Source organism: Streptomyces sp. NPDC002896 (assembly GCF_040295225.1).
In the GTDB taxonomy this organism is placed as follows: Bacteria; Actinomycetota; Actinomycetes; order Streptomycetales; family Streptomycetaceae; genus Streptomyces.
Genome location: NZ_JBEOVA010000020.1, coordinates 93,814 through 116,161, shown reverse-complemented (window position 1 = coordinate 116,161; position 22,348 = coordinate 93,814). Strand labels below are relative to the sequence as shown.

The following is a 22,348-nucleotide window of genomic DNA, read 5'->3' as shown; positions in this document are numbered from 1 at the left end:
AGGGGAAGGGCCCGGGGAGCACCATGCAGCACGGCAAGTACCGATTCATCGTGGGCTTCCTGGCCCTGCCTCTCATCATCTACGCGGTCTTCGTGATCTCGCCGTTCGTCCAGGCGTTCCAGATCTCGATGACCGACTGGTCCGGGCTCGTCGGCACCGCGAAGTTCGTCGGCCTCGACAACTTCGAGAAGCTCTGGAACAGCGACGACTTCTGGAACGCGCTGCGCCACAACGTCTACATGCTGATCGCGGTGCCGGTCGTCACGCTGGGGCTCGGCCTGTTCTTCGCCTTCATGCTCAACGTCGGGGGAAAGCGCCGTAAGAACGAAGTGGTGACCGGTGTCGCCGGTTCGAAGTTCTACCGGTTCGTCTTCTTCTTCCCGCAGGTCATCTCGATCACGATCATCGCGGTGATCTGGTTCAACATCTACAACCCCGACCCGCAGGACGGCATGCTGAACACCCTGCTGGGCGCGGTGGGCCTGGACAGCCTGCAGAACGCCTGGCTGGGCGAGAAGAGCCTCGCCCTGCTCTGCATCATGGCGGTGATGATCTGGTCGCACGTCGGCTTCTATGTCGTGCTGTTCTCCGCCGCCATGGCGTCCATTCCGCGGGACATCTACGAGGCCGCGCTGCTGGACGGAGCCAACCGCTCCAACACCTTCTTCCGGATCACCCTTCCGCTCCTGTGGGACACGGTGCAGACGGGCTGGGTGTACATGGGCATCATCGCGCTGGACGGCTTCGCCCTGGTGCAGATCATGTCGGTCAACATGGGCGGCCCCGACGGTGCGACGGACGTCATGCCGCTGCGCCTCTACCAGACCGCCTTCCGCGACAGCCAGTTCGGCTACGCATCCGCGATGGGCGTCGCCATGCTCATCGTCACCATGACGTTCGCCATCCTCACCATGCGCTTCGCGCGGCGTGAGCGGATCGAGTTCTAGGGGTACGGGCGCATGACGACCGAAATCGACGGGGTGGCCAAGGACGACGGGGCGGCCGAGGACAAGGGAGTTTCTGCAGCCAGGGCGAGCGTCACCAGGAAAATCGGGCCGACCGACGGCCGGGGCTCGGAGGGCGGCGTCCTCAACGTCTTCTCGCACGGCATGCTCGTCGTATGGGCGCTCATGGTCGGCGTACCGCTGCTGTGGGTGCTGTGGAGCTCCTTCAAGACCAGCAACGGCATCCTCTCCGACCCCTGGGGGCTGCCCACCAGCCTCCACTGGGAGAACTGGTCCAACGCCTGGGACAAGGCGAACATGGGCCAGTACTTCATCAACACCGCGATCGTGGTGGGCGGTTCGCTGATCGGCACCATGGTGCTCGGCTCCATGGCCGCCTATGTCCTGGCCCGCTTCCAGTTCCCGGGCAACAGGTTCATCTACTTCCTGTTCGTGGCGGGGATGTCGTTCCCGGTCTTCATGCTCGTGATCCCGCTCTTCTTCGTCCTGCGGGATTTCCCCGGGACGTCCCTGCTGGCCACGTACCAGGGCCTGATCCTGGTCTACATCGCGTACTCGCTGCCGTTCACGGTCTTCTTCATGACGGCCTTCTTCCGCACCCTGCCCACCTCGGTCGCGGAAGCCGCCCTGATCGACGGCGCCTCGCACACCCGCGTGTTCTTCCAGGTGATGCTGCCGATGGCCAAGCCCGGCCTGATCAGCATCGGGATCTTCAACTTCCTGGGCCAGTGGAACCAGTACCTGCTGCCCATGGTGCTCAACCAGCAGGAGGACAAGTACGTCCTCACCCAGGGCCTCGCGATGATCGCGCTGCAGCAGGGCTACGAGAACGACTGGGGCGCCCTCATGGCAGGCATGATGATCGCCATGCTTCCGGTCCTCATCGTCTACTTCATCTTCCAGAGGCAGGTGCAGGCCGGGCTCACGGCAGGCGCACTGAAGTAGCCTCAGGCCACCATCATGGCCCGGTCCCAGGACAAACGCCCCGGAAACCGGGCCTTCGGCATGCCCCGGAACCTCGATCCAAGGGAAGCGATTTCTGTCAAGGACTTGACTGTGGTAACCCCTTCGGCAGAGCTTGGAGTTCACAACTTGTAAGTGGCCCGGCTCACCGCTGCCGTGATCCGGGCCCACGGGCGGCATCAGAGCTGTCCGTTATAGGGCAGGAGTGGATGGGTCGATGGAGACTCCGGGGTCGCAGTCGTCGCTGCACCGGGCCAATCTCGAGCGGGTCGTACGTGCCGTGCGGCTGGCCGGATCGCTCACGCAGGCGGAGATCGCAAGGACGACGGGTCTGTCCGCGGCGACGGTCTCCAACATCGTGCGGGAGCTGAAGGAGGGCGGAACCGTCGAGGTCACGCCCACCTCGGCGGGCGGCCGGCGGGCGCGCAGCGTGTCCTTGAGCGGTGACGCCGGCATCGTCATCGGCGTCGACTTCGGGCACACGCACCTGCGCGTCGCGATCGGCAACCTCGCGCACCAGGTGCTGGCCGAGGAGTCCGAGCCGCTGGACGTGGACGCCTCCGCCGCGCAGGGCTTCGACCGGGCGGAAGAGCTGGTCAACCGCCTGATCGTGGCCACGGGAGTCGACCGCTCCAAGGTCGCCGGTGTGGGGCTCGGCGTGCCGGGGCCCATCGACGTGGAGTCGGGCACGCTGGGCTCGACGGCCATCCTGCCCGGCTGGACGGGCACCAGACCCGCCGAGGAGCTGCGGGGCCGGCTCGGCGTCCCGGTGCACGTGGACAACGACGCCAACCTGGGCGCGCTCGGCGAGCTGGTCTGGGGCAGCGGGCGCGGGGTGAAGGACCTGGCGTACATCAAGGTCTCGAGCGGTGTGGGCGCCGGCCTTGTGATCGACGGGAAGATCTACCGGGGGCCCGGCGGGACCGCGGGAGAAATCGGGCATATCACTCTGGATGAGTCCGGCCCGGTCTGCCGTTGCGGCAACCGTGGCTGCCTGGAGACCTTCACGGCCGCCCGCTATGTGCTGCCGTTGCTCCAGCCCAGTCACGGCACGGATCTGACCATGGAAGGCGTCGTCCGGCTGGCGCGGGACGGCGACCCGGGCTGTCGGCGCGTGATCGCCGACGTCGGGCGTCACATCGGCAGCGGTGTGGCCAGTCTCTGCAACCTTTTGAACCCGTCCCGTGTGGTGCTCGGCGGGGATCTCGCCGAGGCCGGTGAGCTGGTGCTCGGGCCGATCCGCGAGTCCGTCGGGCGGTACGCGATCCCAAGTGCCGCGCGCCAGCTGTCCGTACGCCCGGGGGCGCTGGGCGGCCGGGCCGAGGTGCTCGGTGCGCTGGCGCTGGCGCTGAGCGAGATGGGTGATTCGACCCTTCTGGACGGCTCGCTCGCCGTGGCCACGCCCGCCTTCACTTAGTTCACGCATGGCACCGTTGTCATCTCGTTAAGGATTTACTCCTTGACGGCGATGGCTACTGCCGAGTTGACTTCGAGCACCTCGGCCGCAGCGACGCGGCCACGTCAGGGAGGTTTCTGAAGTGAACACGCGTATGCGTCGTGCCGCCGTTGCCGTTGCCGCTTCCGCGATGGCCGTTTCGCTCGCCGCCTGTGGCAGCGCCAAGGAGTCCGGCGACAGCAGCGACAAGGCCAGCAGCTCGAGCAAGGGTGACGCGCTGAAGATAGGTCTGCTCCTTCCGGAGAACCAGACGGCGCGTTACGAGAAGTTCGACAAGCCGCTGATCGAGAAGAAGGTCAGCGAGCTCACGGACGGCAAGGCAGAGGTCGTCTACGCCAACGCCAAGCAGGACGCCACCACCCAGAACCAGCAGGTCGACACGATGATCACCAACAAGGTGGACGTGCTGATCGTGGACGCGGTGGACTCCAAGGCCATTGCGAGCTCGGTCAAGAAGGCCAAGGACGCGGGCATCCCTGTCGTCGCGTACGACCGCCTCGCCGAGGGCCCGATCGACGCCTACACGTCGTTCGACAACGTCCAGGTCGGCAAGGTCCAGGGTGAGGCCCTCCTCAAGGCCCTGGGCGACAAGGCCAAGGACGGCAAGATCGTCATGATGAACGGGTCGCCCACCGACCCGAACGCCAAGCAGTTCAAGGACGGTGCCCACTCCGTGCTCGACGGCAAGGTCGAGGTCGGCAAGGAGTACGACACCAAGGAGTGGAAGCCGGAGAACGCCAACGCCAACATGGAGGGCGCGATCTCCGCACTCGGCAAGAACAACATCGTGGGCGTCTACTCCGCCAACGACGGCATGGCGGGCGGCATCATCACCGCCCTGAAGGCCGCCGGTGTGTCCAAGCTCCCGCCGGTCACCGGCCAGGACGCCGAACTCGCCGGTGTGCAGCGCATCGTGTCGGGCGAGCAGTACATGAGCGTCTACAAGCCGTACGCCCCCGAGGCCGACGCCGCCGCCGAGATGGCCGTCGCGCTCGCCAAGGGCGAGAAGCTCGACTCCATCGCGAAGGACACGGTCGACAGCCCCACCGACAAGGGCATCCCCTCGGTCCTCGTCGCCGTCACCTCGCTGACCAAGGACAACATCAAGGACACCGTCATCAAGGACGGCGTCTACACGGCGAGCGACATCTGCACGACCAAGTACAAGGCCGCCTGCGAGAAGCTCGGTCTCCTCGGCTGAGTTCCTGCTGAGCCCCTTTCAGGGGCCCTTCCGCGAGTCCTCTTTCCGGGATTCTCACTCCGGATTCCGGGATTTCTCACTCCGAGTCCCTTTGCTCGTACGGGAGTTCATCCGAGAATTCCCGTACGGGCCCCGCCACGGGGCTCTTTCAGGACTCGTCATACGGAAGTCGTCCGCGCGCCCCGGCTCCATCAGCCCCGCGGCTCCGGCGGGGCGCCGGACGGCCCACCCCCCCTTTCGTTTCTGCACAACCTCCCGCCGGGTCAGGCGGCGAAGGAGATGGTTCACGTGTCCGCTACGCCTGTGCTGGCGTTGCGCGGGGTCTCCAAGCGGTTCGGTGCCGTCCAGGCGCTCACCGACGTAGAGCTCGAGGTCCACGCCGGTGAGGTGGTCGCCCTCGTCGGCGACAACGGCGCCGGAAAGTCCACGCTGGTCAAGACGATCGCCGGCGTGCACCCCATCGATGACGGCGTCATCGAGTGGGACGGCCGCGCCGTATCGATCAACAAGCCGCACGACGCCCAGAACCTGGGCATCGCGACCGTCTACCAGGACCTCGCGCTGTGCGACAACATCGACGTCGTCGGCAATCTGTTCCTGGGCCGCGAGTTGAAGAAGCGCGGCATCCTCGACGAGGTCGAGATGGAGCGCCGCGCCCGCGAGCTGCTCACGACCCTGTCGATCCGCATCCCCAGCGTCCGCATCCCGATCGCCTCGCTCTCCGGCGGTCAGCGCCAGACCGTGGCCATCGCCCGCTCGATGCTCGGCGAGCCCAAGCTGGTCATCCTCGACGAGCCCACCGCGGCCCTCGGCGTCGAGCAGACCGCGCAGGTCCTCGACCTCGTGGAGCGGCTGCGCGAGCGCGGCCACGCCGTGATCCTCATCAGCCACAACATGGCCGACGTCAAGGCCGTCGCCGACAAGGTGGCGGTGCTCCGACTCGGCCGCAACAACGGCGTCTTCGAGGTCAAGACCACCTCGCAGGAAGAGATCATCTCCGCCATCACCGGCGCCACGGACAACGCCGTGACCCGTCGTGCGGCGCGTACCAACGGGGAGGCTCAGAAGTGAGCATCGACAAGACCTCCGCAGCACCGGCGGTGGAGAACCCCGAGGCCGCCGCCGACGCCGTGACCGCCGTGGACCCGCGGCTGCTCGTGCGCGAACAGGGCCTCAAGGGCTACGTCACCGAGTTCAAGCGCAAGATGCGCGCCGGCGATCTGGGCTCCGTACCCGTGGTCATCGGCCTGATCATCATCTGTGCGATCTTCCAGAGCCTGAACTCGAACTTCCTCTCCGCCGAGAACCTCAGCAACATCTCCGTCGCGATGGTCGCCACCGGCATGATGTCCGTCGGCATCATCTTCGTGCTGCTGCTCGGCGAGATCGACCTGTCGGTCGGCTCCGTCAGCGGTGTGTCCGGCGCGATCATGGCCGTGCTCAGCGTCACGCACGGCGTGAACGAGTGGCTGGCGGTGCTCGCCGCCATCGCCGGCGGTGCCCTCATCGGCGTCATCCACGGCTTCTTCTTCGCCCGCATCGGCGCGCCCGCCTTCGCCGTCACCCTGTCCGGCCTGCTGTTCTGGCTCGGCTTCATGCTGCAGATCCTCGGCGACAACGGCACGATCAACATCGACTCCGAAGGAGTCGTCGGTCAGCTCACCACGTACTACTTCTCCGATATCGCGGCGGCCTACGGGCTCGCGACGCTCGCGGTCGTGGTGTTCTTCGTCACCTCCTTCCTGGACAGCCGCCGCCGCGAGGCCGCGGGCGTGCCGTCGCGGCCGCTCAGCGAGATCGTGCTGCGCACCGCGGTCCTCGCGGTCGTCGGCTTCGCCGCCGCCGCCATGTTCAACCAGTACAAGGGCCTGCCCCTGGCGCTGGTGCTGTTCGTCGCGGTGCTGGTGCTGACCGACTTCGTGCTGCGGCGCACCGCGTACGGGCGGAAGGTCTTCGCCCTCGGCGGCAGCGTCGAGGCGTCCCGTCGCGCGGGCATCAACGTCACCGCGGTGCGGATCTCGGTCTTCGCCATCGCCGGCACCTTCGCGGCCATCGGCGGCCTGTTCTGGGCCTCGAAGATCGCGGCCGCCAACCAGAGCGCCGGCGCCGGCGACCTCCTGATGAACGTCATCGCGGCGGCCGTCATCGGCGGCACGAGCCTCTTCGGCGGCCGAGGCCGCACCTGGAACGCGCTGCTCGGTGTCATGGTGATCACCTCGATCCAGTACGGCCTGGCCCTCGAGGGCATCGCCACACCGATCCAGTACATGATCACCGGTGGTGTGCTTCTCGCCACGGTCGTCATCGACTCGGTGACCCGAAAGACCCAGAAGACGGCTGGCCGCGCCTGACGGCAACCGTCCTCTCGGACCGGCCAAGTGCCCGGCACCCCAACCGTGGTGCCGGGCACAGTCGTGTCCGGTATGCCCTGAAAATGACGCTTTTTTGTTCCCTCGTACGGCCGACGGCGTGACGTGGGACGCACGGCCCGGACGTCGGCCGTACGGGCGGAACATTAGACTCGACAGGCCCGCCAAGGCTCGAACAGCTCTACTGCAAGGAGGCACGGGTGCCGCTGCTGACCCGCATCAGGGGACCGCGCGATCTGGACCGGCTCAGCCCGGAGCAGCTGGACCAGCTGGCTGACGAGATCCGGACCTTCCTCGTCGACGCGGTCGCCAAGACCGGCGGCCACCTCGGCCCCAACCTCGGCGTGGTCGAGCTCACCATCGCCCTGCACCGGGTCTTCGAGTCCCCGAAGGACAAGGTGCTGTTCGACACGGGCCACCAGAGCTATGTGCACAAGCTGCTGACCGGTCGCCAGGACTTCTCCGGGCTGCGCACCAAGGGCGGCCTGTCCGGCTACCCGTCGCGCGCCGAGTCCGAGCACGACGTCATCGAGAATTCGCACGCCTCCACCGTCCTCGGCTGGGCCGACGGCCTCGCGAAGGCCAACGAGGTGCTGGGCAGGGACGACCATGTCGTCGCGGTGATCGGAGACGGCGCGCTGACCGGTGGCATGGCCTGGGAGGCGCTCAACAACATCGCGGACGCCAAGGACCGCCCGCTCGTCATCGTCGTCAACGACAACGAGCGTTCCTACGCCCCCACCATCGGCGGCCTCGCGAACCACCTCGCGACGCTGCGCACCACCGACGGCTACGAGCGGTTCCTGGCCCGCACCCGGGACCTCCTCGAGCGCACCCCGGTCGTCGGCCGCCCGCTCTACGACACGCTGCACGGCGCCAAGAAGGGCCTGAAGGACTTCATCGCCCCGCAGGGCATGTTCGAGGACCTGGGTCTGAAGTACGTCGGCCCGATCGACGGCCACGACATCGCGGCACTGGAGTCCGCGCTGTCGCGCGCCAAGCGCTTCGGCGGCCCCGTCATCGTGCACTGCCTCACCGAGAAGGGCCGCGGCTACCAGCCCGCCGTCGAGGACGAGGCCGACCGCTTCCACGCCGTCGGCGTCATCCACCCCGACACCGGCCTGCCGATCTCCGAGGCCGGCCTCGACTGGACGTCCGTCTTCGGCGAGGAGATGGTCAAGCTCGGCCGGGAGCGCGAGGACATCGTCGCCATCACCGCCGCCATGCTGCAGCCGGTCGGCCTGAAGAAGTTCGCGGAGGAGTTCCCCGACCGCGTCTACGACGTCGGCATCGCCGAGCAGCACGGCGCCGTCTCGGCCGCGGGCCTCGCCACCGGCGGCGTGCACCCCGTCTTCGCGGTGTACGCGACCTTCCTCAACCGCGCCTTCGACCAGGTGCTGATGGACGTGGCGCTGCACAAGTGCGGTGCCACCTTCGTCCTGGACCGGGCCGGCGTCACCGGCACCGACGGCGCCTCGCACAACGGCATGTGGGACATGTCGATCCTGCAGTGCGTGCCGGGCCTCAGGATCGCCGCTCCGCGCGACGCCGACCAGGTCCGCCTCCAGCTGCGCGAGGCCGTCGAGGTCGACGACGCACCGACCGTCGTGCGCTACTCGAAGGGCGCCGTCGGCCCCGCCGTACAGGCCGTGGGCAAGGTCGGTGGCATGGACGTGCTGCGCGAGGCCGGGACGGACCGGCCGGACGTGCTCCTGGTCTCCGTCGGCGCGCTCGCCCCCATGTGCCTGGAGATCGCCGACCTGCTCGACAAGCAGGGCATCTCCACGACCGTCGTCGACCCGCGCTGGGTCAAGCCCGTCGACGAGGCGCTGCCGCCGCTGGCCGAGCAGCACCGCGTCGTGGTGACCGTGGAGGACAACTCGCGGGCGGGCGGCGTCGGTTCGGCGATCGCGCAGGCGCTGCGCGACGCGAGCGTCGACCTGCCGCTGCGCGACTTCGGCATCCCGCCGCGCTTCCTCGACCACGCGACGCGCAAGGAGGTCCTGGCCGAGATCGGCCTGACCGCCCCGGACATCGCCCGGCAGGTCACCGGCCTGGTCGCGAAGCTCGACGGCGTTGAGCGAACCGCCGCCGACGAGGTGGACTCGGTGGAGCCGGTGCGGGACTGACCCGCAGGCGTCGCGGCTGGTCCGTCGAACTCTCGGCTGATCCGTCGACCTCGCGGCTGGTCCGTCGACAGCAGGCATGCCGGCGATGGGCCGCCCAGCCGGTCCCTTGGGTCGGTCCCACCCCCTGCCCGGGTGGTGGGACCGACCCATTCGCATGAAACCGGCCATAACGTGGCATACGGACCATACCCGCTCTCGACCGAGTCGAGGCGACAAGCGTGGGAGGTCCAGTCTTGTTCAGCGCTCTCTTCCGGACGAAGAGTGTCGAGCAGTCGATCCGGGACACGACAGAGCCGGAGCACGCGCTCAAGAAGTCCTTGTCCGCCCTCGACCTCACCGTCTTCGGCGTCGGCGTCATCATCGGCACCGGCATCTTCGTACTCACCGGAAAAGTGGCCAAGGAGAACGCAGGACCCTCCACCGCACTCGCCTTCGTCGTTGCGGGTGTCGTCTGCGCCCTGGCCGCCCTCTGCTACGCCGAGTTCGCCTCCACCGTTCCCGTGGCCGGCTCCGCATACACGTTCTCGTACGCCTCACTCGGTGAGCTGCCCGCCTGGATCATCGGCTGGGACCTGGTCCTCGAATTCGCGCTCGGCACGGCCGTCGTCGCCGTCGGCTGGTCCGGCTATGTGCGCTCCCTGATGGACAACATCGGCTGGCACATGCCCGCCGCCCTGTCCGGACCGGACGTGCCGGGTGGCACCTTCGACCTCCTTGCCTTCCTCCTGGTCCTGCTGCTGACGGTGATTCTGGTCATCGGCATGAAGCTGTCCGCCCGGATCACCACCGTCGTCGTGGCCATCAAGGTCACGGTCGTCATGATCGTGATCATTGCGGGTCTCTTCTTCGTCAAGGCCGACAACTACTCGCCGTTCGTCCCGCCCGCGCAGGAGCAGCCGGCGGGCGGCGGGCTCGACGCCCCGCTGATTCAGCTGATGTTCGGTTACGCACCCACGAACTTCGGCGTCATGGGCATCTTCACCGCCGCATCCGTCGTCTTCTTCGCCTTCATCGGCTTCGACGTGGTGGCCACCGCCGCAGAGGAGACCAAGCTCCCGCAGCGCGACATGCCTCGCGGCATCCTCGGCTCCCTCTTCATCTGCACCGTGCTGTACGTCGCCGTCTCGCTCGTCGTGACCGGTATGCAGCACTACACCGAACTGTCTGTCAGCGCCCCGCTCGCCGACGCCTTCAAAGCCATCGGGCACCCCTTCTACGCGGGCGTGATCAGCTTCGGCGCCGCCGTCGGTCTGACGACCGTGTGCATGATCCTGCTGCTCGGTCAGACGCGGGTGTTCTTCGCGATGAGCCGCGACGGATTGCTGCCACGCTTCTTCTCGGTCACGCACCCGCACTTCCGCACGCCGTACCGCCCGACCATCCTGCTCGGCGTGATCATCGCGATCGTCGCGGGCTTCACGAGCATCAACGAGCTCGCGACGCTGGTGAACATCGGTACGCTCTTCGCCTTCGTCGTCGTCGCACTCGGCGTCATCATCCTGCGCCGCACCAGGCCCGATCTGCACCGGGCCTTCCGCACCCCGTGGGTGCCCGTGCTCCCGATCGTCTCCGTGGCGGCCTCGCTGTGGCTCATGCTCAACCTGCCGGCCGAGACCTGGCTGCGGTTCGCCATCTGGATGGTGCTCGGCTTCGTCGTCTATTTCCTGTACGGGCGCACGCACAGTGAGATGGTCAAGCGACGGAAGTAGACGCCCTGGTCCCTGCTCGCCAACCATCCGGACCCGTATGTCCTGATTAGGTAGGGGCTGCGGAGCCGGATAGCGTGCCCGTATGCTCGCCGAGCCCACAGCTTCGCCACGTTCCGTAATCGATCCGCGGATGCCGCGGCCGCCTCGGACGCCCCAGATGCCTCGGACGCGGCGGGCGCCGCAGCCGCCGTGTCCGCCGGCGCCGCGCGCGGAGCTGCCGGCCGGCTCCCGGTACCGGTACTGGACACGCCTGCTCCCCGCCCTCGCCGCACTGGCGTGCATCACCCACGTGCCGGCGTTCCTGCGCCCGCTGTGGAACCCCGACGAGGGCTATCTGGCCGTGCAGGCACGGATGCTGGCCCACGGGGGAGAGCTGTACGAGACGGTGGTCGACCGCAAACCGCCGCTGGTGCCCTGGCTGTACGCGGGCGCGTTCGCGCTGTTCGGCGACGCGTCGCTCACCTCTGTACGGGTGCTGGCGGTCCTGGCCCAGCTCCTGGCCGCCGTCCTCCTTGCGTCCCTGGCCCGGCGGCGCTGGGGCGACGGCGCGGGCCGCACCGCCGGAATCCTGTACCTGCCGGCCTCCATCGGCCTCAACCCCGAGGACGCCCAGGCCGCCACCTTCGAGATCTTCATGCTGGCGCCCATGGCGGCGGCCATGTGGTGCGCCGACCGCCGCCGCTGGGGCGCCGCGGGCGCCGCCGTGGCCTGCGCGTTCCTGGCCAAACAGACCGGCGGGGCGGTACTGGTGCCGGTGGTGTGGCTGCTGTGGCGGTCCGGCCCGCCGCGCAGCGGCCTACTGCTGTTCGCGGTGGGGCTGGTGGCACCGGTACTGGCGGCTGCCGCGCTCACCGATCCGGCCGGATTCCTGTTCTGGACGGTCACCGGCTCCGGCACGTACGCCTCGTTCACCGGGTCCGAACTCCACGTACTGGGGCGAGGGCTGGCCAACACGGCGATCCTGGCCGTGGCCTGCGCAGGCCTGATCCCCCCGGTCGTGCGCGTCCTGCGGATCGCCAGGACCGGATCGGGGGACCTGTGGCTGTGGCTCGGTGCGTCGGCCGTTGCGGTCCTGGCGGGCTTCCACTTCTTCGGCCACTACTACCTGCAAGTCATCCCGCCCCTCACGCTGTTGGCCACCGCAGCATTGCAGATCCTGCCCCGCGACCGGCTGGCGACGGCCCTGCTCACCTCGGCCTGCACCTGCACGCTGTTCCTCGCCTGGGGAGTCCTGGCGCCCCGCCCCGAGCTGACGCACGCGCAGCGCGTGGCGGACGCCGTGGCGCACCGCACGGCACCCGGCGACCGGATCCTCATCTGGGGCATACACCCGGAGACGTACTGGCTCGCCGACCGCACCCCGGCCACCCGCTATCTGACAGCCGGCCTGCTCACGAACTACAGCGGCGGCCGCAACGGGCCCCAGGTGGGGGAGAAGTACGCCGTCGCGGGCGCGTGGCCGGTGTTCCGCGAGGAGATGAGGACCCACGCACCGGCCCTGATCGTCGACGACTCACGCGGAAAGCCGTACGCCCCGGACCGCGTGCCGTCACTCGAACACCTGCTGGCGGCCGGGTACGAGGCGGTGGGGACGGTGGACGGGGCGGTGTTGTACGCACGGGTGGCGTGAGGAGGGGGGCAGGAACGGTGTCAGCTGTTACCCAGGACCGTCCGCGGCCCGGCGACCTCGGCCCCCAACTCGCCGACCCTCCGCCTCAGTTCACGATCCGCCGTGACGACCAGACAAGGGCGGCCCTGCGCCTCGGCCACCAGCTCCACGATGCGGTCGTCGCCGCTGCCGGGGGCCGCGTCTACGCGTACGCCGGGCACGGATTCCACTCCGCGGGCCGCGCCCTCCACCACGAGCACGATGTCCACGGGTCCCGGACGGGCGGGCAGACCGTCGGCGGCGTACCGCACGAGCCGGTCCCTGAGCCGCTCCGCGGCCCCGCGCCGGTCGCGCCACCAGCCGTCGGGGACGGAGCCGACGACGTTGGCGGCGTCGATGATCACGAGTGCCGTCACGGGGTCCTCCTCTGCCGTGCCTGATCTCAGGCAGGCGGCATCTCCACTGCCGTTGACAGTATCCGCGCCGGTGTGCAACGGGAGCGAACCGTCCGTATCGGCGTCGCGGCGTCGCCCCGTGGGGGCCGCCACCGGCGCCCCGGAGAACTGATGCGCGAACGGCATATGATGTGGCGCGAATCAAAGGATCCGTTTCCGTGTTCATGATGCGGTGGGCTTCAGGAAGGTGACGCCAGGCCATGCGGAGAAGGTCGGCAGGCGCCGTGGGGTATGCCCGCCCGAACGGGGACAGCGAAGCGGCCGATCCCAGGTACGTCGCCTCCGGGACGGCCCACGGGAACTGGCTCACTCTCGGCAAGGACGGCCGACTCACCCTGTACGCGCCCACGGACGGCGGGCTGCTGCGCTGGTCCGAGACTGCCGTCGGCGGCCCTGCCTGGAGCGGGCCGCACTTCGTGGCCGTGGCCGATCTGACCGATCTGACCGTGACCCAGGGCATCGACGGATATGTCCACTTTCTCGGCCGTAGGCAGCGCACCGGCTCCGACGGCTCCCGGAGCGTGGACATCGTGCATGCCATCCAGTACCAGACGGGTCGCGCCTTCACCGACTGGCGATCGCTCGGCAATCCGCACAAGGACCGCGAGCAGGGTCGTGGGCTGGGCGTGCCGATGGGCGCGATCGCCTCGGACGGAACCGTGCACGTCTTCGTACGAAGCGCGGAGCGTGGCCTGATGCTGCGGCGCGAGGCTCCGAACGGCAAGTGGAAGGCGTGGGAGGACCTGCTAGGCATGGGCATCGACGCACCGCCTGCTGCTGTCGCTCTCACGGGCGGGAGGGTGGAGGTCTGCGCCGCCGCCGAGACGGGCGTGTTGGTGTGGAGGCAGGCGGAGGCAGGCGGAGGCTTCGCCGCGCCGCGGGGATTCGCACTACGGCCGACGCCGGGCACGGTCGCGGCCCTGGAGACAGGACCGGACCGCGCTACTTACTTCTGGACGGACGCCGTGGACGGCGGCACGGTGGCCTGGCGTCCCGGTGGCTGGCCCATCGCGCTGGGCGCGTCCCCCGCGGAGAGACCGTACGCAGTGCTGCGCACAGCGCTGGACGGCTACGACTGTGTCGTGCTCGCCTACCGAGGCCAGGACGGCACAGCCGTGCTTGGCGTGGGCGGTGCCGAGAACGAGACGAACGGCTTCTGGTGGTACCCACTGGCCGAACGCTGTCAGGGCACACCCGCGCTGGCCCGCGACGGCTTCGGCCGCGTGGTCATGGCACTGATCGACCCGGACGGGGTGCCGCGCCTGGCACGGCAGGACGACGGCGCCGGTCTCGCCTTCACCCGGTGGCAGCGGCTCTGACCCAGATCCGGCGGCAGCGGCTCTGACCGGTACTCGTGCGACAAGCCACCGGGGGCGTGGACCTTGACGGTCCGACGCCCCCGGGTTCGGCGTGGTGGCCGGCTCAACCGCCCGTCGCGGGGGACTTCTTGGCCGACGCGGGGATCTCCTCGTCGTTGCGGATCGCCTTCCACAGCTGCGTCGCCTGCGGCTCGGCGGGCACCACGCGATTCGGGTCGGCGGTGTCGTACTTCACCGGCAGCATGATCGTCTCCATGGTGGAGGGGTCGACACCGTTCATGCTGCGGGCGAATTCAGCCAGCTTTGTCAGGGAGGCCAGCTCGGAGTCGGTCGTCAGCGACTCGGTGAGCGTGTCGGCGATCTTGTACGCCTTCGTGGGGCTGCCCAGTAGGTCCTGCTTCTTGATCTCGGAGAGCAGGGCGATCATGAACTGCTGCTGAAGGCCGATACGGCCGAGGTCGCTGCCGTCGCCGATGCCGTGCCGCGTCCGTACGAAAGCCAGGGCCTGGGTGCCGTTCAGCTTGTGGGTGCCGGCCTCGAGGTCCAGGCCGCTGGACTCGTCGTGGATGGCCTCGTCGACCGTGACCGTCACGCCCCCTATGGCGTCGACGAGACCCTTGAAGCCGGCGAAATCTATCTCGACGAAGTGGTCGAGCCGCACCCCGGACATCTGCTCCACGGTCTTGACCACACAGGCTGGACCGGCAAGCGAGTACACGGAGTTGAACATCACACGCTTTGCGGAGGGCAAAGTGGAGCCGTCCGACTTGGTGCACTTCGGGCGGGTGACCAGGGTGTCACGGGGGATGCTGATGGCGGTCGCCTGCGCGCGGCCCTCGGGTATGTGCATCACGAGGGCGGTGTCGGAGCGGGCTCCCGAGACTTTGCCCGTGTTCAGCGATGCATTCGCCCCCGAGCGCGAGTCGGAGCCCAGGACGAGGATGTTCTGGCCCGACGTGGGCAGCTTCTCGGGGCGGTTGTCGCCGAGAGCCTTGTCCAAGTCGACGCCCTCGATGTTGCCGTTGAGGTCGCTGTAGAGCCAGTAGCCGGTGCCGCCCGCGGCCAACACGAGGACCAGCAGCGTCAGAAGTGCTATTCGTCCCCTTCGCCGCTTTCCGCGCCGCTCGGAGCGCCGTCGCCTGCCGTGCTCAGGTTGCCTTGGATCGGGTGCTGCCCGGTGCCCGCGCCGTGACTCGGTGGTGGCGCTGTGCGTCATTCCCTTCGGTCCCTCTCCTCACAGGCTCCGCCGCCGGCGGAGTGTGGGACCCGGGTGGGGGGAGGCCGGCCCACTTTGCCATCTGCCAACTGTTCAGTGGGCACTATATGCATTTCTTCAAGGAGAGTAGGCCCAAGTGAGAAGCGGCAGTAAACAACACATGACTGACTCTTGACCACTCTTAGGAGTGACCTAGGATGTGTGAGCCTTGTGATCGCTGATTGATCACGAGGTGTGACGGCGTCTGATCGGCTGGGGGGTTGATGCAGGCGACGTCAGTGGGAGGGGGCACCCAGGGTAGTCCGGCCAGAGCTGTCCGGTGATCACTGGGTGTGGCGGAGTGTCTGGTGGGAGTAGATCTTGGCTGAGAGGCCGCGTCTCAGTGTTGTCGTGCCATTTCAGGATGTTGAGGTCTATCTCGCCGAGTGCCTGGAGTCGATAGCCCGGCAGTCCTTCAAGGACTTCGAGGTGATCCTCGTCGATGACGGTTCGACCGACAGGTCCACGGAGATAGCAGCCGACTTCTGCGCCCGCGACCCGCGTTTCCGGATGATCAGGCAGGAAGCCCATGGGCCTGGCCAGGCCCGGAATGTCGGCATCCGCGCCATGCATCCCGAAGGTGAATTCCTTGCCTTCGTCGACGGGGACGACGTCATCCCCGAGTACGCGTACGAGCTCCTGATCCGAACCGTCGAGGAGTCGGGCTCGGACTTCGTCTCGGGCAACGTGCAGATGATGAACTCCACGAAGAAGTGGCAGTCTCCGCTGCACAAGGGCCCCATGCAGCGCAATCGGCGTGGCACACACATCACCAAGTTCGATGCGCTCATCTACGACAGAACCGTCTGGAACAAGGTGTTCCGGCGGTCCTTCTGGGACTACCACTACATCGAGTTCCCCGAGGGTGTTCTCTATGAGGACTCCTGGGTGAACATGTTCGCTCACTTCCGGGCCACCAAGGTCGATGTGATCACGGACATCGTGTACTTCTGGCGCCGCAGGGAGGGGGGCGCAGCTCCGTCCATCACCCAGCGCCACACCGAGCTGAGCAACCTCCGGGACCGGGTCGCGGCCGTGCAGTCCGTGAGCCGCTTCCTCGCCGAGCGGCGCTCGCGTACCTATGTCGAGAGCAAGCGCAAGTACGACCTCGCCTGCCTCAAGTCCGATCTGCTGCTGCACCTGAAGGTGCTGCCGGACGCCGACGAGGAATACCAGGACGCGTTCATGGAGTGGGCCAACCAGTTCCTGGACGAGGCCGACCCCGACATCATCGACGAACTTCCGGCCGATGCCCGCGTTAAGTGGCTGCTCGTTCGTGAGTGGCGACTCGACGAACTGCTCAATGTCATCGAGTTCGAGAGACGTGGCGGGCCGATGCCCGTGCAGAGACGCCTTCGTCGTTACCTCAACTACCCTTATCTGGGGGACCGTCAGGTCGGTATCGACAAGAAGGCCTACCGTCTCGACAAGGAGTTCTCACTGCACGGCTCGGTGAGCGGCGCGCAGTGGAAGTCCGAGTGGCTAGTCCTCACCGGTGCCGCATACGTCCGGTTCATCAATGTGCACAAAAAGCACATGTCCGTGAAGGCTCTCGCCCTGCGGAACAAGAAGCAGGGGCGGATGGTGATCACTCAGGCGAAGACCACCTATGCGCCCCAGGCCACCGAGCACTCCAACCAGAACCGCTACTGCTACGACTGGGCCGGCTTCGAGGCCCGGATCGACACCACGCGCCTCAAGCGCAAGGGGGAGTGGGTCGAGGGCACCTGGGACGTCGCCGCGGGCGTGCTCAGCCGGGGCTTGTTCCGCTACCGGGGCCTCGACCGGGGAAGCGCCGGTACGGCAGCCAACCCGCCGTACCGCTATGTCGACAAGAACACCCGGATCCTGCCGCTCTTCCTCCAGGGCAAGCTCAAGCTACGCGTGGAGACCGTGCGCTGCCGCATCACCCGCCACCGGGTGGTGGGCGACCAGCTCGAACTGGGGGGCGTCTACCTCGGCCCCAAGGTGCCTGAATGGGGCAAGCTCCGGGTCGCCAGTATGAGCGGGGCGGGGCGCCACGACGCCTGGGTGCGCTTCACCCCCGGCGGCGACGGCTGGTGTACCTGGGTCACCCGTCTCCCCCTGCGTGAACTGGTGCCTGGATTTCGTACGGAGGCGCGGGACGGTGCCGAGATCCCGCAGTCCTGGAGCATGGGCAGCAACGGCTGGAAGACCACCTTCCATGTCGAGGGCCGCAAGATGACCATGTACCCCGTCATGGCCGAGGAGACGCCGGACGGGCACTACCGCATGCCGGCGTCCCTCCAGACACGCGAGGGCGACCGCGAGGTCGTGGTGCACCGGAACGGCTCCGGATACCTGGTCCTGTTCGAGCGCGCCACCCTGCCCACCGTCACCCGGTTCGCCTGGGGGGAGGACGGATCGCTGGAGATCATCGGCCGTTACAAGGCCGCCGACCGGCTCTCGGTCGCGGAGTACCGGGCGGCGCACATGGTGGTGCGTTCGCGTGCTCACGGCGCCGAGCGTGCCCTCCCACTCGCCTGGAACGGCAACGAGTTCCGTTGCGTGTTGACGCCTGCGGCCATGCGGACGCTTGCCGGCGGCATCCCGCTCGCGGCCGGCCGCTGGGACTTCTTCCTGCGCCGCCAGGACCTCTCGGCAGTCGCTCGCGAGGACCGCCTCGAGGACCTGATGATCAAGATCGAGCAGGACCTGATCAGCGCTTTCCCAGAGGAGTATGAGGAGAACGAGCGCCGGTACGAGCTCCAGGCCGAGGCCTACGACCGGATCTCCCTCCTGGTCCACTCCGCCATGCCGGACTACGCGCGTGGCCCGTACCGCCAGAAGCTGCTGCGCACCAAGGCATACCCGGCGGCCCGCCGCAAGAAGGTCCGCCCCGCGATCCTCTTCGACGCCTTCAAGGGCACCCAGTACTCGGACAGCCCCCGCGCCCTGCACGAGGAACTGGTGCGCCGCGGTGTGGACCTGGAACACCTGTGGGTGGTGCGAGACGACCAGGTGGAGGTGCCGCAGACGGCGACCCCGGTGCGCATGTGGTCGCCGGAGTGGTACGAGGCGCTGGCCCGAAGCCGGTACGTCATCGCCAACAACCACCTTCCCGACTGGTTCCAGAAGCGCGACGGGCAGATCGTCGTGCAGACCTGGCACGGCACCCCGCTGAAGAAGATCGGCCACGACATCGAGGCCATCCACTTCGCCGACCAGCGCTACCTGGAGCGGGTCGAGAAGGAGGTGCAGAACTGGGACATGCTGGTCTCGCCCAACAGCTTCTCCACCCCGATCCTGAAGCGAGCCTTCGGCTTCCCGGGCGAGATGGTCGAGTGCGGCTACCCGCGCAACGACATCCTGCGCCGCCCCGGCATGGAGCGGCGCGAGCAGGAGATCCGCCGCCGCATCGGCCTGCCCGAGGGTAAGCGGATCATCATGTACGCCCCCACATGGCGCGACGACCAGTTCTACGCGCCCGGCAAGTACAAGTTCGACTTCCGCATCGACCTGGACGACGCGCGCGCACGCCTGGGCGCCGACCACGTCCTCATGGTCCGCCGCCACCCCAACGTGGTGGACCCGGTGCCGGGGGCGGGCGACGGATTCGTCTTCGACGTCTCCGACTACCCGGACATGGCCGACCTGTCCCTGATCACCGACGTGATGATCACGGACTACTCGTCCCTCATGTTCGACTACGTCAACACCGGCCGCCCGATCCTCTTCTTCACCTACGACCTGGACCACTACCGCGACACGTTGCGTGGCTTCTACTTCGACTTCGAGCGCAGCGCGCCGGGCCCTCTGGTGTACACGTCGCAGGATCTGGTGTCCGCCATCCGCGACATCGACCGCATCCAGGAGGCCTACGCCGAGCGCTACCGCTGGTTCCAGGGCGAGTTCTGCGATCTGGACGACGGCTTCGCTTCCGCCCGGCTCGCGGACCGGCTGCTGATCGAGGGCGGGGACCTGGCACCCGAGGACGCGAAGGCCCCGGCTGTCGGCACGGTGGACACCCGGCATGCCGTGCGCGCCCTCACGCCGATCCAGTGGCGGGCCCAGCAATGGTTCGCTCCCCAGGGTCAGCAGCGGCAACCCGCACAGGCGCAACCGGCCTCGGCAAACGGCCGCCTCCTGGGTGCCGTGCCCGTACAGCCGGGCCCGCCCGGGCAGGAGCAGCCATACCCGCCTCGGCAGCCGTACGCGACCGGCGATGCACAGCCGTACCAGCCCCGGCAGGGCGAGCAACAGCGCCGCCCCCACGCGGGGCTGCAACCGGCACGCTTCGAACTACCGGCTTCGCCGTCCGCAGCCCGGACCTCCGACGGCCGGACCTACGAGGGCGTGATCGTCTGATGCCCGCTCATGCCGTCCGCACCCTGATCAGCAGGGCCCGGTGGTCCGACGCGCCGGTGTCCCGCACGTCGCATCCGGACCTCGGCAACCTGGTGAACAGGTAGTCCAGCTTGTGACCGGAAGAATGGGTAGGACGGCCCGAGCGCGAGGATGCGGACGACTGGTCGCACTCCCGATATGCGGTGTACGGGCCTGCCGGCCATACCCAGGCGGAGGGGCTGCCGTCTTCCGGCGGATCCACGTTCATGTCGCCGCCGTAGACCGTGCGCCGGCCGGACGCGGCGCCCACCAGTGCCTTCAGTTGGTCGTCGCGGAAGTCCCAGTCCGGATGGGCCGTATCGCTGCCCGGCGGGCTGAGGTGAGCGTTGCAGATCCGCAGGCGGTGCGCGGCCACCGTGGCGCAGAGAATGCCGCGCTGCAGTCCGACGGTGGGCTGCTGCGAGGCCACCGCGGTCACCTCGGACACCGCGGAGTCCGAGAGAATGCCGAACCCTGCCGCGCCCTGACCACGCGCGGCGCACTGCACGGTGCTCTTGCGCCCGTTGCGGTCACGCCACTTGTAGGCCTTGAAGGAGCTGCGCCAGGACGATCCGAGAGCCTTGCGCGTCGCCTTCAGGTCGGCGGCGCAGGCCTCCTGTACCAGGATCACCCGGGCTCCTGCCCGGGTGGCGAGCCGCTTCAGCTGACGCTTCTTCTCGCTCCTGCTGCCGGTTTCGGCGCAGCCCCACTGTTGTACGCCGCACATGTTCCAGGTCGCCACGGTCACCTCCCGTGCCGCGGCGACCGAACGGTCCGACACGACGGACTGTGTCACGGACACCGCGGAGGCGAGTCCCAGCAGGGCGAGTACAGCGACCACGAACCTGAGTCCTCGGTGCCTGCGCCATCCGGACGCCGACTGAGTAGGCATCAGCAGCATCCCGACATGATGTCCTATCGGCTGACTGTGCACCAATGTGCCGACGTATCAACCTGTCTCGGACATTCGTCCCACCGGGGGTACAGCACCCGCCCGACTTCGAAGCACCTGATGAGAGTGGAACCGCACCATGTCTGAAGCATCCGCGAAGGGCCGCCACGTGGTCCAGGGGATAGACGCCTCCGGCGGCTACCCCGTCGAGTACCGGTTTGCCCACTCAAGGAGCGGTAACCGGCACCTGACGGTCGTCTTCGCCAACATCTACGCTCCGGACGACTACGGGTGGGCCACCGGTGTCCTCGACGGCCTCCGGTCGAACATCCTCTGGATCCGCGACCGGTTCGACGGCAGGAACACGTACTACCTGTGCAAGGACATGGACTTCGCCGTCGAGAGGTCCGTGATCGGGCTCATATCGAAGGTGATGAAGGCCCTCGGCCTGACTCCCGGCGACGTCACGCTGTGGGGCAGCTCGAAAGGCGGCAGCGCGGCGCTCTACTTCGGCCTGAGGTACGGATTCCGGAACATCGTCGCCAGCGTTCCGCAGCTGCGGATCGGAACGTTCGTGCGCGACGTCTATCCGGACACCGGCCGGCACATGCTGGGCGAGGCGATGCCGGACGGCAATGTCGGCGTCCTCGACGCGATCCTGCCCGACCTGCTGGCGTCGGGGGCGAACCCGGACGCGAACATCTACGTGGTGTCCTCGCCGCAGGACGAGCAGTACAGCACCCAGGTGGAGCCGTTCCTCGGGCTGCTGCAGCGGTACAAGAACTTCAACTTCATCTTCAGCGAGTCCCCGTTCATCACGGGACACGGCAAGGTGACCCAGCGCAACACGCCCCCTCTCCTGGGTATCGCCTACCTGCTCGTCGAGGGAATCGCTCCCCGTCTCGGTCTCGCCCGCCACGGCTATGAGGAACCCGAAGCTGACAAGTCGGGCATCTCGGCCTACCTCAAGTCCACGTCAGTGCTGCAGGAGTCGTTCGCCGCTCCGGTTGTGACCATGCCCACGGAGCACACCTTGCTGCCCGCCGCAGCCGTCCGCTTCGCGGGCTGGGCGCCCGGAGCCGTCCGCGTGAGCATCTGGGAGAACGGCAAGTACCTGGCGTCGGCTCCCGTCGGCGGCGACGGCGGCTGGACCTGGGAGCGGGACAAGCCGTGGAGCACGGGCGAGCACATGGTGAGGCTCTTCGCGGTCGATGCCAACGGCTACCAGTCCGAGCGCGCCGACGCCCGGTTCACGGTGTCGGAGCACGCCCCGGTGCACTCGGGCGCGGAAGCCCGCGCGTTGCATGCCGGCGGGCCGGGGTTCGCGGGTCAGCGGGTGCCGGGCGCACTCCCGGCGCCGGTGGTGCAGATGCCGACGGCGTACCAGCAGGTGCGGGGGGCGAGGGTCGGCTTCACGGGCGCCGCCAGGGGCGCCGCGCAGGTGGGGTTCAGGGAGAACGGGGTCTTCCTCGGGGCGTGCGCGGTCGCCCCCGAGGGCCGTTGGTCCTGGGACCCGGGCTGGCCCTGGGCCGAGGGTATGCACACCGTCGAGGTCTTCGCGGTGGACGCGGCGGGCGGCGAGTCCCCGGCCGCATCCGTGCCCTTCACCGTCATGAACGCCCCGGCCGGTGCGGCACCCGCCGGGTACTGAGCCCGCCTGTCCTCGAAGCACATCTGGG

Annotated in this window: 15 protein-coding genes; 12 read left to right on the top strand and 3 right to left on the bottom strand. The window is 68.1% G+C overall.

The annotated features are described in order from the left end of the window. Window positions 1–23: 23 nt before the first annotated feature. From ABT009_RS31150 to ABT009_RS31110, 9 genes are all read left to right on the top strand, one after another. Window positions 24–947 carry a carbohydrate ABC transporter permease gene (locus ABT009_RS31150; RefSeq protein WP_351302340.1) on the top strand — a complete coding sequence of 308 codons (924 nt, stop codon included), beginning with the start codon at window positions 24–26 and terminating at the stop codon, window positions 945–947. Window positions 948–959: 12 nt separating this feature from the next. After that, window positions 960–1,910, top strand: coding sequence for a carbohydrate ABC transporter permease (locus ABT009_RS31145; RefSeq protein WP_351302337.1), 951 nt, complete (start codon window positions 960–962; stop codon window positions 1,908–1,910). Window positions 1,911–2,145: 235 nt separating this feature from the next. Then, on the top strand, window positions 2,146–3,345 hold the full coding sequence (locus ABT009_RS31140; RefSeq protein WP_351302334.1) for an ROK family transcriptional regulator: 1,200 nt from the start codon (window positions 2,146–2,148) through the stop codon (window positions 3,343–3,345). Window positions 3,346–3,478: 133 nt separating this feature from the next. Next, window positions 3,479–4,585: an ABC transporter substrate-binding protein gene (locus ABT009_RS31135; protein ID WP_351302449.1), complete on the top strand. Its 1,107-nt coding sequence runs from the start codon at window positions 3,479–3,481 to the stop codon at window positions 4,583–4,585. Between the two features lie 279 nt (window positions 4,586–4,864). Beyond that, entirely contained in the window at window positions 4,865–5,656 is a 792-nt protein-coding gene (locus ABT009_RS31130; protein WP_351302331.1) for an ATP-binding cassette domain-containing protein, read from the top strand. Then, the gene (locus ABT009_RS31125; RefSeq protein ID WP_351302328.1) at window positions 5,653–6,936 is read left to right on the top strand and encodes a sugar ABC transporter permease; all 1,284 of its coding nucleotides are present in this window, start codon (window positions 5,653–5,655) and stop codon (window positions 6,934–6,936) included. Before ABT009_RS31130 ends, ABT009_RS31125 begins: the two co-directional genes overlap by 4 nt. A 218-nt stretch (window positions 6,937–7,154) precedes the next feature. Beyond that, window positions 7,155–9,083 carry a 1-deoxy-D-xylulose-5-phosphate synthase gene (dxs, locus tag ABT009_RS31120; protein ID WP_351302325.1) on the top strand — a complete coding sequence of 643 codons (1,929 nt, stop codon included), beginning with the start codon at window positions 7,155–7,157 and terminating at the stop codon, window positions 9,081–9,083. A 233-nt stretch (window positions 9,084–9,316) separates the two neighbouring features. Next, window positions 9,317–10,792, top strand: a complete 1,476-nt coding sequence (locus tag ABT009_RS31115; protein ID WP_351302322.1) for an amino acid permease — start codon at window positions 9,317–9,319, stop codon at window positions 10,790–10,792. Between the two features lie 157 nt (window positions 10,793–10,949). Continuing rightward, complete coding sequence (locus ABT009_RS31110; protein ID WP_351302320.1) at window positions 10,950–12,422, top strand: ArnT family glycosyltransferase; 1,473 nt, start codon at window positions 10,950–10,952, stop codon at window positions 12,420–12,422. A gap of 20 nt (window positions 12,423–12,442) precedes the next feature. On the opposite strand, the gene ABT009_RS31105 is transcribed toward ABT009_RS31110, so the two are convergent. Next, a complete protein-coding gene (locus ABT009_RS31105) occupies window positions 12,443–12,817 on the bottom strand; it encodes an NTP pyrophosphohydrolase (RefSeq protein ID WP_351302317.1) in 375 nt (124 codons plus the stop codon). Window positions 12,818–13,056: 239 nt separating this feature from the next. Between ABT009_RS31105 and ABT009_RS31100 the strand changes: the two genes are divergently transcribed. After that, window positions 13,057–14,175 carry a PLL family lectin gene (locus tag ABT009_RS31100; RefSeq protein ID WP_351302314.1) on the top strand — a complete coding sequence of 373 codons (1,119 nt, stop codon included), beginning with the start codon at window positions 13,057–13,059 and terminating at the stop codon, window positions 14,173–14,175. Window positions 14,176–14,278: 103 nt separating this feature from the next. Here the strand turns inward: ABT009_RS31100 and ABT009_RS31095 are convergent, their stop codons facing one another. Continuing rightward, window positions 14,279–15,391 (bottom strand): LCP family protein, encoded by a 1,113-nt coding sequence (locus ABT009_RS31095; protein ID WP_351302311.1) that lies wholly within the window; start codon window positions 15,389–15,391, stop codon window positions 14,279–14,281. Between the two features lie 390 nt (window positions 15,392–15,781). Here ABT009_RS31095 and ABT009_RS31090 point away from each other — a divergent pair, with 390 nt between their 5' ends. After that, window positions 15,782–19,759, top strand: a complete 3,978-nt coding sequence (locus ABT009_RS31090; protein ID WP_502989995.1) for a bifunctional glycosyltransferase/CDP-glycerol:glycerophosphate glycerophosphotransferase — start codon at window positions 15,782–15,784, stop codon at window positions 19,757–19,759. Between the two features lie 7 nt (window positions 19,760–19,766). Here ABT009_RS31090 and ABT009_RS31085 read toward each other — a convergent pair whose 3' ends face one another. Continuing rightward, a complete protein-coding gene (locus tag ABT009_RS31085; RefSeq protein ID WP_351302305.1) occupies window positions 19,767–20,618 on the bottom strand; it encodes an endonuclease/exonuclease/phosphatase family protein in 852 nt (283 codons plus the stop codon). Between the two features lie 190 nt (window positions 20,619–20,808). Here ABT009_RS31085 and ABT009_RS31080 point away from each other — a divergent pair, with 190 nt between their 5' ends. Continuing rightward, complete coding sequence (locus ABT009_RS31080; protein WP_351302302.1) at window positions 20,809–22,320, top strand: hypothetical protein; 1,512 nt, start codon at window positions 20,809–20,811, stop codon at window positions 22,318–22,320. Window positions 22,321–22,348 lie beyond the last annotated feature (28 nt).

Coding starts and splice junctions, on each gene's coding strand:
- ABT009_RS31145 (WP_351302337.1), top strand. CDS start 960: ATGACGACCGAAATCGACGGGGTGGCCAAGGACGACGGGGCGGCCGAG.
- ABT009_RS31095 (WP_351302311.1), bottom strand. CDS start 15,391: ATGACGCACAGCGCCACCACCGAGTCACGGCGCGGGCACCGGGCAGCA.
- ABT009_RS31100 (WP_351302314.1), top strand. CDS start 13,057: ATGCGGAGAAGGTCGGCAGGCGCCGTGGGGTATGCCCGCCCGAACGGG.
- ABT009_RS31130 (WP_351302331.1), top strand. CDS start 4,865: ATGGTTCACGTGTCCGCTACGCCTGTGCTGGCGTTGCGCGGGGTCTCC.
- ABT009_RS31080 (WP_351302302.1), top strand. CDS start 20,809: ATGTCTGAAGCATCCGCGAAGGGCCGCCACGTGGTCCAGGGGATAGAC.
- ABT009_RS31135 (WP_351302449.1), top strand. CDS start 3,479: ATGCGTCGTGCCGCCGTTGCCGTTGCCGCTTCCGCGATGGCCGTTTCG.
- ABT009_RS31150 (WP_351302340.1), top strand. CDS start 24: ATGCAGCACGGCAAGTACCGATTCATCGTGGGCTTCCTGGCCCTGCCT.
- ABT009_RS31140 (WP_351302334.1), top strand. CDS start 2,146: ATGGAGACTCCGGGGTCGCAGTCGTCGCTGCACCGGGCCAATCTCGAG.
- ABT009_RS31110 (WP_351302320.1), top strand. CDS start 10,950: ATGCCTCGGACGCGGCGGGCGCCGCAGCCGCCGTGTCCGCCGGCGCCG.